We start from the raw sequence: 14755 nt of genomic DNA, 5'->3' as shown, positions 1-14755 counted from the left end.
CAGATAATTCTGTGCTGAACCTGAACAGCCCCCCAGTTTCGAGGTATGTTATGCGCAGCCATTATTGCGGCGAACTGAATCTCTCCCATGACGGGCATGAGGTTACCCTGTGTGGATGGGTACACCGACGTCGCGACCATGGTGGTGTGATCTTCCTGGATATGCGAGACCGTGAAGGTATCGCCCAGGTTGTTATTGATCCTGACACCGAAGAGGCGTTTGCTCTCGCTGATAAAGCACGCAGTGAATATGTGCTGAAAATCACCGGATTTGTACGCCCCCGTCCCCAAGGCACTGTAAACACCAATATGGGCACCGGTGAAATTGAGGTGTTGGGTAAGCAGGTAGAAATCCTGAATGAAGCCCAGACACCGCCTTTCCAGATCGAAGGCTACACCGATGTAGGTGAAGAAGTTCGTCTGAAAAACCGTGTTATTGACCTGCGTCGTCCGGAAATGCAGGAAAAAATGATCCTTCGCAGCAAGCTGACCAGTGCTGTTCGCAGCTTTATGGATGAGCAGGGTTATCTGGATGTTGAAACCCCTGTTCTGACCCGTGCGACCCCGGAAGGTGCCCGCGATTACCTGGTACCCAGTCGAACTCACGAAGGTAAGTTCTTTGCGCTGCCACAGTCTCCCCAGCTGTTCAAGCAAATGCTGATGGTGGCAGGTTTTGATCGTTACTATCAAATTGTAAAATGCTTCCGTGACGAAGATCTGCGTGCTGACCGTCAACCAGAATTTACTCAGATCGATATCGAAACCTCCTTCATGGACGAGTCCCGGATCATGGGTATGGCTGAAGACCTGGTTAAGACCACTTTTAAAAAGGTAGGTGGTGTTGAGCTGGGTGAATTCCCGCACATGACTTTTGCACAAGCCATGAACCTTTATGGTTCTGACAAGCCAGACCTGCGTATCCCTCTGGAGCTGGTGGACGTTGCTGATCTGATGGCCGGAGTTGAATTCAAGGTCTTCAAAGGACCGGCTGAAGATCCGAAGGGGCGTGTAGCCGCGCTGAAAGTACCCGGTGGAGCTGAACTTTCCCGTAAGCAGATTGATGACTACACCCGGTTTGTCAGCATCTACGGTGCCAAGGGTCTGGCCTGGATCAAGGTCAACGAAATCGAAAACGGCGCAAACGGTCTACAGTCTCCGATCATCAAGTTCCTGGGCGACGATGTCACCATGAAGATTATGAAGCGTCTGGATGCCAGCAATGGCGATATCGTCTTCTTTGGTGCAGACAAAGAGAAGGTAGTCAACGAAGCTCTGGGTGCATTGCGTTGTAAAGTCGGTGCTGACCTGAATTTGTATACGAAAGAGTGGGCGCCACTGTGGGTTGTTGACTTTCCAATGTTTGAAGAAACAGACGACGGTGAACTGACCGCACTGCACCATCCATTCACAGCGCCAACGACCTCACCTGAAGAGCTTGAAGCAAATCCTGCTGAAGCACTTTCCCGTGCCTATGACATGGTTATCAATGGTTATGAAGTTGGTGGTGGTTCTGTTCGTATTCACAACCAGGAAATGCAGCAGACAGTATTTCGTATCCTGAAAATTGAGGAAGCAGAGCAGCAGGAAAAGTTTGGCTTCCTGCTGGACGCTCTTAAATACGGTGCACCTCCCCATGGTGGTCTGGCGTTTGGGCTTGACCGTCTGGTTATGCTGCTGTGCAGGACCGATAATATTCGTGACGTTATTGCCTTCCCGAAAACTCAGTCCGCAGCCTGTCTGCTGACTCAGGCTCCGGGCGAAGTGGATGCTACCCAGCTACGCGATCTGAATATCCGTATTCGTCGTGATCCGGCGTCTGCAACCAGTCACTGAGCGTCTGCGGCTGTTCCAGAAAACGTCTGCGACCATTTTATAAATTGCTGAGGCCGGTTTTTACCGGCCTGTTCAAGAAGAGATAAAGGGTATTTTCTATGGCAGGTCATAGTAAATGGGCCAATATCAAACACCGTAAGGCGGCTCAGGACGCCAAGCGTGGCAAAATCTTCACCAAGATCATTCGTGAGTTGGTGGTGGCGGCCAAGCAGGGCGGTGGGAATATCGAGGATAACCCCAAGCTGCGTCAGGTGGTTGACAAGGCTCTGGGTGCCAATATGACCCGTGACACCATCAACAGGGCGATTGCTCGTGGTGCCGGTGGTGATGACGATTCCAACATGGAAGAAGTGACCTACGAAGGTTATGGTGCTGGCGGTATCGCGGTGCTGGTGGAATGTCTGACAGACAACCGTAACCGTACCGTTGCAGAAGTACGCCATGCTTTCTCCAAGCATGGTGGTAATCTGGGTACTGACGGTTCTGTAGCCTACCTGTTTGAGCGTAAGGGGCAAATCTTCTTCGAACCGGGTCTGGATGAAGACACTGTCATGGAAGCTGCTCTGGAAGCCGGTGCTGAAGATGTACTGACTAACGACGATGGCTCCATTGAAGTGGTCACTGAGTGGACTGAGTTCATGGCGGTAAAAGAAGCTATTGAAGCTGCAGGTTTGAAACCAGCGGGCGGCGAAGTAGCGATGATCGCTTCTACCCGGACTGAACTGGACAAAGACGGTGCGGAAAAAATCATGAAGCTGGTGGATCGTCTCGAAGACCTGGACGATGTGCAAAATGTTTACACTAACGCTGACATTCCTGCCGAAGTGATGGCGCAGCTGGACTAAGTTGTTCTGTCGGTGTGAAGAGCCTCGATAACGAAAGTGTCGGGGTTTTTTGTTTCTGTTCCGGAGATACCAGCCCGGCTGGAACATCTGTGAACGCCCAGACATTGAAGCCTACCAGCAGCATAAACAATAGAATAATGATGCCTGTGATAATCATTAATGTTTTTAGCAGGTCGGACATTAATCGTTTCCGGATCATCTTGTGGAGTAAAACAGTCTTGAGCAAGAACAATGATCTTTGCGGTTCTCGCCACGAAAGTATTACCAGAGAAATACTAAGCTGCTTCTATCGTTACTCACAGGCAAATTTGGTAATTCAGTGTTCTTGAATTGTAAGTTTCTGATACCCACCGGCACCGCTGGTATATTGTATGGGTGTACAGTATCCTTTTGACATAACCATGACTTTGAACCCTCGCCTGTCAGATTTTTTTGGCAGAAGCTGTCACACTCATTGACCCCGGGGGGCATCAAACGCTGTCATTGAAAATAGCGATATCTGACTTGAGAATACATTCTGAATGGCCATCCTGATGGGGATAGATCCGGGCTCAAGAATTACCGGCTATGGATTAATTGAAGAAGTAGGCAATAAAACACATTATGTGGCGTCCGGTTGTATTCGCATCCGGGAGGCGCCTCTACCTGAGCGGTTGCAGCAGATTTATGAAGGCATCAGCACTTTGATCGAACGTTACATCCCGCAGTCCGTCGGTGTGGAGCAAGTGTTCATGTCCAGAAATGCTGATTCGGCACTGAAACTGGGTCAGGCCAGGGCTGCGGCCATTGTGGCTGTGGTTAATCACAATATTGAAGTGTCGGAATACTCTGCCCGGCAGGTCAAGCAGGCTGTGGTTGGTAAAGGCTCTGCGGATAAGTACCAGGTAAAGCACATGGTGAAGTCGATCCTTGACTTGAATGATACCCCTCAGGGCGATGCTGCGGACGCTCTGGCGGTTGCTCTTTGTCATGCTCATACTCGTTCCAGTCTGGTCAGGATGGCGGGTGCTACGGGTACTCGACGTCGTCGTCTTACGGGGCAGTCAGGAGGCTGACCGAGAATAGCGCCCGTAGCGAGGACGGCAGAAAATTGAGGATGAAAATTCGGTTTTGTGAGGAGAATAGCGAGCTATTTGACGAACAAAAGCGGATTTTTAGACCAATTTGCTGCCGCCGCAGTAGGGCAGTCTATTCCCGGTCAGCCTCCTTAGTTTGGGTGGACACAAAGGTGAAAGGAAGCAATGCAAAACACCAGATCCAGGATCTGTTGTGGCGTGTAGATTTTCTTCAGTTCTTTCCAGTTCTCCGGACTTATGATCTGTTCTTTGTAGAGTTCTTCAGTGGTTTTCAGTAACAGGCGTTGTTTGTTGTCCCAGCCCGGTGCCAGATGGCCACGGGAAACCATTTGTACATCACTGGCTTTCAGTCCCGTATCCAGTGCGCATTGAGCAATATCCGGGATCAGGTGTCTGGTATTGCAAATGTACGCACTTCTCAGGGCAACCAGAGCGCGATCTCTCATCGGGAGGCTGCTGTAGCCTTGTATATAACTGATGAAGCTGCGAGCAGGCTTATCAAGCTCAGGTGAGTTTGCCGGGCGTCCCGGGAAATCTTCCTTTAACAAAGATTTTTGTGACTTGATGAAAGGGATGGGAATAGGGCCACCGGGTACAGCTGGGTGGTATTCACTGGCCAGGCCAGCCTCGGGCAGGATCTGCCAGAGTGATCCCAGAAATGTGCGAAGTTTCTTCAAGGGGGCAGCTCCTTCAGATCATCGAATTGAACTTCTCTTAGTGATTAGAGAGTGACAATTCTCAGGAGTTCTACGCCCTCGTCGTATTGTTAGGCGTTCTGACCTTATAGTCAGAAAATAAAAGATTTGGAAAACAGGATGATTGGAAGAATTCGGGGCCTTCTGGCTGACAAACAGCCCCCTCATTTGCTGATAGAGACCCATGGTATCGGGTATGAAGTGGAAGCTCCGATGTCGGTTTTTTATAAACTGCCGGACGTTGGTCAGGAGGTCGTGTTATATACCCACTTTGTAGTGCGCGAAGATGCTCAGCTCCTATACGGTTTTAGCAATCGTGATGAGCGGGAGTTGTTTAGAACTCTGATCAAGGTCAATGGGGTTGGTCCCAAGCTCGGACTGACCCTGTTGTCCGGTATAGAAGCTGATGCTTTTGTGCGCTGTGTGCAGGAAGGTGATAGTGCCACTTTGGTGAAGTTGCCGGGTGTGGGTAAAAAAACAGCCGAGCGGCTGATTGTTGAAATGAAAGATAAGCTGGATCGTTGGCAGTCAGCACCTCTGCTGGAAGGTAAGCCTCTGGTTGTCGGTGGCGAAATGGCTGCCGGAGCAAAAGATATTGAACAGGAAGCCGTCAGTGCTCTGGTGGCCCTGGGTTATAAGCCCCAGGAAGCCGGCAAAGTCATTGGTAAGTTGCTCAAGGATGGCATGACCAGTGAAGAGCTGATTCGTCAGGCTCTGAAAAGTATGATCTGATAACACCGCGTCTTACTTTAAAAGGTGAGATGATTGAGTCTCACCTGCTTGTCTGCTTTGTAGTTTACCGGATGAACTTCCTGACCGAGTCGACGCAGATGGCTGCCGTTGCCAGCCAGATAAAGCTATAGCTGAGCCACTGCTGTAAGGTGAAGACTTCTCCGAGAACGGTGACAGCCACCACAAATATCAAAGCAGGCTCCAGGTAGCTCAACAGGCCAAACAAACTGACAGACAGATGCCTGGAGGCGTTGATGTAGCAGATCAGTGACAGGCTGCAGAGAAGCCCCAGACCTGGCAGCAGATACCAAAGAGTGACGGAATGGGTCAGGTTTTGCATAAAACTCTGATCACTCATCAGTATGAAAATACCAGCCGGAAGGAACAACAGGTGCTCAAAAAGCAGGGCTGGCAAGGTATCGACCTGCAAAGGTTTACGGATGATGAAATACACCGGATAAAGTCCGGCCACTGCCAGACTGACCCAGGGTAATGAGCCCTGTTGCCAAATCATGGCAAGCACGCCCAATGACGCAGACCCCATGGCAAAGTAATGAGCCTTGTTCAGTCTCTCGTTAAATACCAGCTTGCCGGTTAATGCCAGGGTGAGTGGCAGCAAAAAGTAGCCAAGGGAGAGATCCTGTGTTTTATCATTCACGGGGCCCCAGACAAACAGCCACCACTGAAAGCCAACAATCAAACCACCCAGGGATAGCATCAGCACAGTTTTCCGGCAGAGAAAAACCGCCCTGAAGCCCCGAAGCCGGTCCATGCGATAGCAGACCATTGTCAGGCAGAGAGCGCTGAAAATGACCCTGTTCCAGAACAGGGTATTTCCGGACAGCTTAATAAACTGTACATAAATGGGCACAAGCCCGAACATCACGGAGGCCATGACCGAGTTAGTCAGGCCTTTTCCAGAAACCAAATGTGTATTCATTCTGAGTACTTCCTTTAATCAGAATTTAAAACAGAGAGTGTAGGAGTCCGATGACTCCGAAGTTTAAAAGGTAATGCACCCCCGGGCAGCTAAGTGCTCGCAAGTGCTCTTTTTACGTTCAGAGTGCTTGGACGATTAAATGTAGCGTTTTGTTCCCAAAGCTGGATTATTTTTTTAACAGACTGGAGATGGTACGCTGAGAGTAATGGTAGACGAGCTAGAACATGATTGAAGCAGATCGATTGATATCCTCCTCAGAACGCCCTCTGGAAGAGGTGCTGGATCGGGCTATTCGCCCGGTAAAACTGGCTGATTATGTGGGACAGCCAAAAGTCAGGGAGCAGATGGAAATTTTTATCCAGGCTGCAAGACTTCGTAATGATGCCCTTGATCATACCCTTATATTCGGACCTCCGGGGCTGGGTAAAACCACGCTTTCCCACATCCTTGCCAATGAGATGGGCAGCAATATTCGAACGACTTCTGGCCCGGTGCTGGAAAAAGCGGGTGACCTGGCAGCTCTTCTGACCAATCTTGAGCCCAATGACATTCTGTTTATTGATGAAATTCACCGCCTCAGTCCGGTAGTTGAAGAAGTATTGTATCCGGCGATGGAAGATTATCAGCTGGACATCATGATCGGTGAAGGCCCTGCTGCGCGATCTATCAAGCTGGACCTGCCTCCCTTTACCCTGGTGGGAGCTACAACCAGGGCGGGTCTGCTGACGTCTCCGCTCCGGGATCGTTTTGGTATTGTACAGAGGCTGGAGTTTTATAATATTGAGGACCTGACTCATATCGTAGAACGTTCTGCCGGAATTCTCGGGGTGGGGATTGATAAGGAAGGTGCAGGAGAGATTGCCCGACGCTCCAGAGGAACGCCCAGAATTGCCAACCGATTGCTGAGAAGGGTGCGTGATTTTGCCGAAGTAAAGGGGAATGGTGTGATCCACAAGGAGACGGCCGATGCCGCATTGAATATGCTGGATGTTGATGCCAGCGGTTTTGATCATATGGACAGACGGCTGCTGTTAGCCATGATCGAAAAGTTTGATGGTGGGCCGGTCGGGGTAGACAGTCTGGCGGCTGCCATCAGTGAGGAGAGGGATACCATCGAAGATGTCCTGGAGCCTTATCTTATTCAACAGGGCTATATGATGAGAACCCCCAGAGGGCGGATGGTCACCAAGCACGCATACTTGCATTTTGGGCTTGACTACCGGATAGAAGAATAAGTCTTTCCGGTTTAATATCTGGATCGTTCTTTTGAAAAACGAGTGGCTAAGGAAACGCTGATGCTCATGAGAATTTTAGGAATCTACTGTCTATTTGTTCTGTCGCTCACTCCTCTGAGTGGTTGTCAGACTATTACTACGGAAGCGACGCCAATGCGTCCAGGGTTCTACTCTGCACCTTTCTCTGTCTCGGCAGCAAGTTGCTCGCAGGTGCTTCATGGTTCCAGCCAGCTGCCGATTGATCTGTATCATGCCGGAGTCTGCTTCGAGCAGGGAGTGGGTACAACAGCTTCCTTAGCCCAGGCTGTTGAGCGTTACTCCATGGCGGCTCGATGGGGGATTCCGGAAGCCACCCAAGCCTTGAAACGTTTGCACAAACCCGTTCCAGCTCCTGATTTGCTGCAACGCAGAACAGAGCAGGAGCAACGCCTGAACAAGCAGAGACTGGATGAGGAAAAACTCAATAAAGGCTCCTATCCTCCGCCTCATAATTTCCCTCATTGTGGTCGTTCATCGTGTTATTAACTTGCCAGGGTATCGGCGTCTCTGGCAGTCTCTGATCTGGTTTAATGTTATGTGAACTGCTCTGTGACTGATACCTTTTCTATTTCCATTCGAGTCTATTATGAAGATACCGATGCCGGCGGCATCGTATATCACGTCAATTACCTGAAGTTTATGGAGCGAGCCAGAACCGAATATCTGCGAACTACCGGTTATGACCACCAGAAGTTGTTGAAGGAAAAGAAGCAGCTGGTAGTGGTTGATGCTTCTGTTCAGTTCAAACACATTGCCCGGTTGGATGACTCTCTTAACGTGACTGTCGCAGTTGAAAGTATGGGTAAAGCCAGGATGGTTTTTCTGCAACAGTGTTTTCGTGAAGGTCTTTTGATATGTGAAGGTCGGTTTGTGGTGGCTTGCCTGAACAGTCAGAGCAGAAAACCCACAGCGATTACAGAATCCTTACGGAATAAATTAAGTCCTGACAGCAATTCGCCCTGAGATTGGTGGTACTATCCATAACTGCCTGTTTATCATGAAAATGCAGTCACAGCGTCTGGCCCGATTCCAGAATGATTGTCGATGATCATTTCTCTAACAAGTATTAATCAAATTAAAAGCGAGGTTTTCAGTGGCAGATAGCATGTCCATTTGGTCACTGGTAGGCAATGCCAGTTGGATCGTTTTACTGGTGCTGATACTGCTGGTGGTGGCATCTGTTGTTTCCTGGGTGATGATCGTTCAGCGTGGCGTACTCATTCGTTCCGCTCAACGCAATATGATGGCCTTTGAAGATCGCTTCTGGTCGGGGATGGATCTGACCCAGCTCTATAAAGAGCTGGACAAAGAAGAAGACCTGGGTGGTCTGGAATTGGTTTTCCGTTCAGGCTTTAGTGAGTTTTCCCGCATGCGTTCTCAGGGTACTGGAGAGGCTGATGCTGTCATGGAAGCCACACAGAGAGCCATGAGAGTGGCCATCTCCCGTGAGCAGGAAAAACTGGAAACGCATCTGCCCTTTCTGGCCAGTGTCGGTTCGACCTGTCCTTATGTTGGCCTGTTCGGTACCGTAGTCGGCATTATGAACTCTTTCCGTGGGCTGGCAAATGTGCAGCAGGCCACTCTGGCATCGGTTGCTCCTGGTATTGCTGAAGCTCTGATGACGACAGCGGTTGGTCTGGTAGCTGCGATTCCTGCGGTGGTAGCTTATAACCGTTACGCATCCAGAGTGGAAGCCCTGCTGTCGAACTACGAGACCTTTGCGGATGAATTTTCCAGTATTCTTCATCGCAAGGTTCACAGTCGTCACAGTGCAGGCTAAGGGAGCGAGTAAAAAATCATGGCTCGATCCAGAACCCGGCGCAAGCCGATGTCAGAAATCAACATGGTGCCGTTTATCGACATCATGATGGTCATGCTGGTGGCCTTTATGGTCAGTGCCCCGATGCTGACTCAGGGGGTAAAGGTAGAACTTCCGAAGGCAACCAGTAATCCGATGCCACTGCCTGATGATGCCAAGACTCTGATTATCTCTGTCCAGTCCGATGGCAAGTTCTTTATTGATCTGGGCGGTCATCAGGAAAGTGCCAAAGGAATGGATGAAATCAGTGAGAAGGTAGGTAAGGTTCTTTCTGCCAGTCCCGAGACCCGGGTGTTGATAAAGGGGGATCGTAAAGTTGACTATGGCTCAGTGGTTGAGCTGATGGCCAGATTACAGGGAGTGGGTGTTAATGATGTGGGATTGATTACAGATCCTGCGTTGCTCAATGAACGGACGAAGCGCTGATGATAGAAAGTGTTATCCGCTGGTTTGACTGTCAGTCAGAACAAATCATGATCATGGTGTTGTGGAACGCAGGGCTGTAATGAAGAAAATTCCATTGATCGGTGCTTTATTGAATCATAAGCTTTTTCAGGGTTACGGGTTTGCAGTGGTGTTTTCCTTACTGCTGCACGTTCTGATACTGGGTCTGGTGTCCTGGGACTGGTCAACTGCAGATGAGTTGAGGATTGTAGCGCCAAAAAGTATCAAAGCCAGTGTCGTTGAAATTGCCCAGCCAAAGCCAATACCGCCAGCGCCCAAGCCTGTTGTAGACAACTCGGCACAAAAAGCTCGTGAGCTTGCTGCTCAGAAGCGCAAAGAAGAAGCCCGCCGACAGGCAGAAATTAAAAAACAGAAAGAGCTGGCTCTGAAAAAAGAGCATGCAGCCAAAGAGAAAGCAAAAAAGGAAAAAGCAGCTCGTAAAGAGCAAGAGCGACAGCAGCGTCTGGCTGAAGAAAACAGGAAGAAAAAGCAACAGGAAGCGTTACTCAGACAGCTTGAGCAGGAGCGGGTTGCCCGCGAACAGGCTCAGGCAGTTGCTGCCGAGCAGGCAGAACAAGAGGCTGGAGAAGTAGCTTACTACTCCGAACTGCTGAAAAACCTTATTGCCCGGAACTGGAACCGACCGCCCAGTGCCCGTAACAATATGGTGGCTCTGGTTCAGCTCAGTCTGTCGCCTTTTGGTGACTTGCTGGAAGTAAGGTTGCTTGAAGGCAGTGGTAATGATGCCTATGATCGTTCTGTCGTACAGGCGATACAGAGGGCGGCGCCTTTTCCTGAATTGAAAAAGCTGGAACGGCGTGTGTTCGATAATAAATTCAAGCGCATTAACTTTAGGTTCAGGCCAGAGGATCTGGTGAGATGAAGCAACAACTGCAATGGTTTTCTGCCGGATTGTCGGGCAGCTTTAAAAGTAAGCAGACTGTCTTCAGGGAAGACACCTGTCGTCGTGTTTACCTATTAATCTCTTCTGCAATATTTTCATGGTTCCGAAGTAGGAGCGTTTTGGTCTCATCTCTGTTTGTTGCCCTGCTGTTATCAATGCAGAGTGCTCAGGCCATTCTCACAATCGAAGTAACCCAGGGTAATGACAAGGCCGTCAAGGTGGCAGTACCACCCTTCAGCTGGAATGGTAAGAAAATTCTGCCCGAAGATATGGCTTCTGTTGTAGAAGATAACCTTCATTTCAGCGGCCTGTTTGCAGCTTTGCCCAGAAAGGATATGCTCAGCTTTCCATCCAGTGCCAAAGATGTTGTTTACCGTGACTGGAATATACTGGGTGCTTCCTACCTGGTTACCGGAGAGGTTAAACAGGAAGGCAATACGTTTGAAGTGGACTATCAGCTGTTTGATATTGTTCGCCAGAAAAGCATTATGAAAGGCAGGGTTCGAGGCGATGAAAGTCAGCTGCGCGGGTTGGCTCATCATATCAGTGATGCGATATACGAAAAGATCACCGGTATTCCCGGCGATTTCTCGACCCGAATCATGTATGTCACTGCTGATCGTAAAAGTGCTGAACATACGGATTACAGTCTAAACTATGCCGATGCCGATGGTCAGCGCCAGCGCGAGATACTTCGTTCAAGAGAGCCTATACTGTCACCGAGCTGGTCACCCGACGGCAGTCGTGTTGCCTATGCTTCTTTTGAAACCGGTCGTCCGGCTATCTATATTCAGGAACTGGCTACCGGTAAACGTCAGAAGATAACTGACTTCAAAGGGTTGAACAGCTCTCCGGTATTTTCTCCTGATGGCAGGCAGTTGGCACTGGTTCTGTCCAAGGAGCAGAATCCGGACATTTATGTGATGGATCTGGCCACTGACAAACTCAGTCAGATTACATCACATTTCTCGATTGATACTGAGCCAGACTGGATGCCAGATGGGAAAAGTCTGATCTTTACATCTAACCGGGGAGGCAGTGCCCAGATTTATCAGATCGGGCTTGACAGGTTGTCGAACGGTACTGTGGTTGCTGAAGGCAAACCTAAACGGCTGACGTTTACTGGTAAATTCAATGCCCGTGCTAAAGTATTCCCTGATGGTAAATCTCTGGCACTAGTCCATAAAGGTCAGGGAGCCACAGAATTTAACATCGCCATTCTGGATCTTGATACTGGACGACTGCGTCAGCTTACGTCTGCCCGGTTGGAAGATTCGCCCAGTGTTTCCCCTGGGGGCCGTCGTCTAATCTATGCGGTATCGGGAGGCAAAAACGGGGAGCTTGGCATTGTTACAGCGGATGGTCGGGTAAAATATCGCTTGCCATCGGCCGAGGGTGATGTCAGAGAGCCGGTTTGGGGACCATCAATAGCTACACAGCGCTAAATCGGGTTGGATTGGTTCGCTGGAGTCAGTCGAACTTGGCATTCGAGCATAAAATTCAGTAGAGTGAGCCAGCTCTTCAAATGGTCTTGTGCGAATAGTTAATTTATTCAATCAAATTCATCTGTAGCGCTGGACGCTCTTTCCGGATTTCAGGCCGAAGAAGTTGCAAGTTCAGCTGACCCCCTTGGTATTCGGGCTAGTCCGGAGTCTGCAGTTCTGATACTGTACTGCATCAATCAATACATTGATTTTGATTTACCAACATTGAACGAACAATTGGAGCTTGTCATGCGTTTTGCCAATTTTGTCAAAGCCACCGCACTCACTGCCACTGCACTCTGGCTGGCTGGTTGTGCCTCTACAGGTGGTCAGAGTACTTCTGATGTTGAATCTAACACTGACTTCGCGACTGAAGAAGTTGTGATTGAAACCTTCCCTGCTTATAGCCCTGCTGTTCAAGCCGTAATTGATAGCGGTGAGATTCAGGCTACCCCTGAAGAGATCGAACAATTGCTGGCGCATAAAACTTATCACTTTGCTTTTGACAGCTCCAAGCTGAAAGAGAGCGATTATAAGGCTCTGGACGTACAGGCTATTTATCTGAATTCCTCTGAAGGCCGTGGCAAGAAAATCACCATTCAGGGTAATACGGATGAGCGCGGAACTCGCACATATAACCTGGCTCTGGGCGAGCGTCGTGCTAATGCAGTTAAGAACTACCTGGTTAGCAAGGGTGTATCTCCAAGCCGTATTGAAGTGATTAGCTTTGGTTTTGAGAAGCCTCTGGACCCGGCTCACAATGCAACTGCCTGGGCTATGAATCGTCGTGCTCACATTGTGATCAACTGATGCCCATAGTTTTAGAAAAATATTGATTTCATAATGCAGCCATGGCCCATTCACTGGTGCAAAGCCCTTGGGTGGGCAGCATTTCAGACTCATGGCTGCCCGACAGGGAATGAGACTGAATGCCTCTGAAACGATCTGTTTGCTCTGCTTTTGTTGTTGTCGGCCTGGCCTCTTATGTTCAGGCAGAGGTGCCGGTGGTGGACTCCCAGCCTTCTGGAAATGCTTATTCTGTCAAGAGTTCACAAACTCGTGAATCGACTTCAGTGGCATCATCGGCAGGAGGTACTGCCCACTTATTGAACCTGGTGGATGAGCTTCGTCAGGAGACCATGACCCTCAGAGGGCAGTTGGAAGAGCAGGCTTATCAGATCAGGCAGCTGCAGAAAGAGAACCGGGAGCGTTACCTGGATCTTGATCAGCGCATTTCTCGTCTGGGTGACTCTTCTGGTGAGGCGCCTGCTGCCGCAGGAGGCGCTTCAAACTCCCCGGTGACTTTACCTGCTATCGGTAACAAGCCTTCAGTGTCTGAGACTGGTGCCCGCGAGGAAGCTGCTTATCAGGCTGCTTTCTCCCTGATCAAGGACAAGCGTTTTGATGAGGCTATTACGGCCTTGAAAAAGTTGTTGAAAGACTATCCCAAAGGTCAGTTTTCGGATAATGCCCAATACTGGTTAGGTGAAGTTCAGATGGCTCAGGGCAAATACAAGGAAGCTCTGGGCGACTTTCAGTCTCTGATTGACAATTATCCGGACAGTCCGAAAGTATCTGACGCTACCTACAAGCTGGGTCGTATTCTTGATTTGCAAGGCGAAAAAGACGCTGCCAGGAAACACCTTGAATCAGTGATCAGTCAATACCCCGGCAGTGCTGCTGCCCGATTGTCAGATACCTATCTCAGGAATATGTCCGATTCCTGATTAATTCTGCCTGCCTCCGGGTGGGCGTCGACTCTGTTTGGGTATTTCATCCATTTCCTGTTTTCTCCCTTGAGGGGATCTTGCATTCTGCTCGGGCAGTTAAACCAAAATTGACTTAAGTAGGATGGGCTCCTAGTATTGCCGACCTGAATGTCTGGTGAGAGCTCAATGACTGCTGATACCCTCAGAATTACTGAAATTTTTCACTCCCTGCAGGGAGAGTCCCGTACCTCGGGCCTGCCTACAGTGTTTGTCCGGCTGACGGGCTGTCCACTTCGTTGTGTCTGGTGTGATACCGAGTACTCATTTCACGGTGGCACCCGTATGTCTCTCGACGAGATCATAAAGGAGGTAGACGACTATGGCGCTAAATATGTCTGTGTAACAGGCGGTGAACCTCTTGGGCAGCCAAATTGTCTGCCTCTGCTTGAGCAGCTGGTAGACAAAGGCTATGAAGTATCACTGGAAACCAGTGGTGCTCTGGATGTTTCCCTGGTGGATGAGCGAGTGGTCAAAGTGCTCGACCTCAAGCCACCGGCATCTGGTGAAAGTCACAGGAATCTGTACGAGAATATTGAACACCTTACCGCTAATGACCAGGTTAAGTTCGTCATTGCCAATCGGGAAGATTATGAGTGGTCGGTCAGTAAAATGTTGCAGTACAACCTTGCGGGCCGGGTGTCAGATGTACTGTTTTCTCCCGTCAACGACCAGTTGGCTCCTGATCGGCTGGCTGACTGGATCATCTCAGACAAGCTTCCGGTTCGGTTTCAGGTGCAATTACATCGCGTGATCTGGGGCGACAAAGCCGGTGTTTGAGTCAAAATCCTAATCAGGTAGGCTGCAAGCTATTTAAGTTAACTCGTAAGCGTTTTATAACAGTCTGGTCAGCGCTGGATCGTCGATTGTCGCGAGCGTCGCTGTAACCCTCGACTTGGCCGCATTTATAGAAAAGCAGGCCATGAGCGAAGAAAAATAGGAAT

17 protein-coding genes are annotated in these 14755 nt (G+C 49.6%); 14 read left to right on the top strand and 3 right to left on the bottom strand.

Annotated features, from left to right (window positions below; translation table 11 throughout):
- Positions 1-50: 50 nt before the first annotated feature.
- Positions 51-1832: an aspartate--tRNA ligase gene (gene aspS, locus ACOMG9_RS16160; protein ID WP_448217641.1), complete on the top strand. Its 1782-nt coding sequence runs from the start codon at positions 51-53 to the stop codon at positions 1830-1832.
- A gap of 98 nt (positions 1833-1930) precedes the next feature.
- Entirely contained in the window at positions 1931-2677 is a 747-nt protein-coding gene (locus tag ACOMG9_RS16155; RefSeq protein ID WP_422134464.1) for a YebC/PmpR family DNA-binding transcriptional regulator, read from the top strand.
- On the opposite strand, the gene ACOMG9_RS16150 is transcribed toward ACOMG9_RS16155, so the two are convergent.
- On the bottom strand, positions 2674-2931 hold the full coding sequence (locus ACOMG9_RS16150; protein WP_448217640.1) for a hypothetical protein: 258 nt from the start codon (positions 2929-2931) through the stop codon (positions 2674-2676). The two genes, ACOMG9_RS16155 and ACOMG9_RS16150, sit on opposite strands and share 4 nt — an antisense overlap.
- Before the next feature lie 267 nt (positions 2932-3198).
- On the opposite strand from ACOMG9_RS16150, the gene ruvC reads away from it, so the two are divergent.
- Positions 3199-3732: a crossover junction endodeoxyribonuclease RuvC gene (gene ruvC / locus ACOMG9_RS16145; protein ID WP_448217639.1), complete on the top strand. Its 534-nt coding sequence runs from the start codon at positions 3199-3201 to the stop codon at positions 3730-3732.
- Between the two features lie 152 nt (positions 3733-3884).
- Here ruvC and ACOMG9_RS16140 read toward each other — a convergent pair whose 3' ends face one another.
- Positions 3885-4430, bottom strand: coding sequence for a carboxymuconolactone decarboxylase family protein (locus ACOMG9_RS16140; protein ID WP_448217638.1), 546 nt, complete (start codon positions 4428-4430; stop codon positions 3885-3887).
- 138 nt (positions 4431-4568) lie between these two features.
- On the opposite strand from ACOMG9_RS16140, the gene ruvA reads away from it, so the two are divergent.
- A complete protein-coding gene (gene ruvA / locus ACOMG9_RS16135; RefSeq protein ID WP_448217637.1) occupies positions 4569-5180 on the top strand; it encodes a Holliday junction branch migration protein RuvA in 612 nt (203 codons plus the stop codon).
- Between the two features lie 64 nt (positions 5181-5244).
- Here the strand turns inward: ruvA and rarD are convergent, their stop codons facing one another.
- Positions 5245-6120 (bottom strand): EamA family transporter RarD, encoded by an 876-nt coding sequence (rarD, locus tag ACOMG9_RS16130; protein ID WP_422134460.1) that lies wholly within the window; start codon positions 6118-6120, stop codon positions 5245-5247.
- A 224-nt stretch (positions 6121-6344) separates the two neighbouring features.
- On the opposite strand from rarD, the gene ruvB reads away from it, so the two are divergent.
- The 10 genes from ruvB to queE all read left to right on the top strand — a co-directional run bounded on the left by ruvB (position 6345) and on the right by queE (position 14591).
- Complete coding sequence (gene ruvB, locus ACOMG9_RS16125) at positions 6345-7355, top strand: Holliday junction branch migration DNA helicase RuvB (RefSeq protein WP_448217636.1); 1011 nt, start codon at positions 6345-6347, stop codon at positions 7353-7355.
- Between the two features lie 60 nt (positions 7356-7415).
- Positions 7416-7880 carry a hypothetical protein gene (locus tag ACOMG9_RS16120; RefSeq protein ID WP_494529098.1) on the top strand — a complete coding sequence of 155 codons (465 nt, stop codon included), beginning with the start codon at positions 7416-7418 and terminating at the stop codon, positions 7878-7880.
- Positions 7881-7943: 63 nt separating this feature from the next.
- Positions 7944-8357 carry a tol-pal system-associated acyl-CoA thioesterase gene (ybgC, locus tag ACOMG9_RS16115; protein WP_448217634.1) on the top strand — a complete coding sequence of 138 codons (414 nt, stop codon included), beginning with the start codon at positions 7944-7946 and terminating at the stop codon, positions 8355-8357.
- Positions 8358-8499: 142 nt separating this feature from the next.
- The gene (gene tolQ / locus ACOMG9_RS16110) at positions 8500-9174 is read left to right on the top strand and encodes a protein TolQ (protein ID WP_448217633.1); all 675 of its coding nucleotides are present in this window, start codon (positions 8500-8502) and stop codon (positions 9172-9174) included.
- An 18-nt stretch (positions 9175-9192) separates the two neighbouring features.
- The gene (tolR, locus tag ACOMG9_RS16105; protein ID WP_422134455.1) at positions 9193-9639 is read left to right on the top strand and encodes a protein TolR; all 447 of its coding nucleotides are present in this window, start codon (positions 9193-9195) and stop codon (positions 9637-9639) included.
- 79 nt (positions 9640-9718) lie between these two features.
- Positions 9719-10540, top strand: coding sequence for a cell envelope integrity protein TolA (tolA, locus tag ACOMG9_RS16100; RefSeq protein ID WP_422134454.1), 822 nt, complete (start codon positions 9719-9721; stop codon positions 10538-10540).
- Positions 10537-12006, top strand: a complete 1470-nt coding sequence (tolB, locus tag ACOMG9_RS16095; protein ID WP_422134453.1) for a Tol-Pal system beta propeller repeat protein TolB — start codon at positions 10537-10539, stop codon at positions 12004-12006. The genes tolA and tolB overlap by 4 nt, the downstream gene beginning before the upstream one ends.
- A gap of 288 nt (positions 12007-12294) precedes the next feature.
- Complete coding sequence (locus ACOMG9_RS16090) at positions 12295-12855, top strand: OmpA family protein (RefSeq protein ID WP_422134452.1); 561 nt, start codon at positions 12295-12297, stop codon at positions 12853-12855.
- A 119-nt stretch (positions 12856-12974) separates the two neighbouring features.
- Entirely contained in the window at positions 12975-13772 is a 798-nt protein-coding gene (gene ybgF / locus ACOMG9_RS16085; RefSeq protein WP_422138446.1) for a tol-pal system protein YbgF, read from the top strand.
- A gap of 168 nt (positions 13773-13940) precedes the next feature.
- A complete protein-coding gene (queE, locus tag ACOMG9_RS16080; protein ID WP_422134450.1) occupies positions 13941-14591 on the top strand; it encodes a 7-carboxy-7-deazaguanine synthase QueE in 651 nt (216 codons plus the stop codon).
- Positions 14592-14755 lie beyond the last annotated feature (164 nt).

It is taken from the genome of Endozoicomonas sp. PH6C (genome assembly GCF_059322965.1).
The sequence above is the reverse complement of the archived record's forward strand: the minus strand, read 5'-3'. Positions and strand labels throughout refer to the sequence as shown.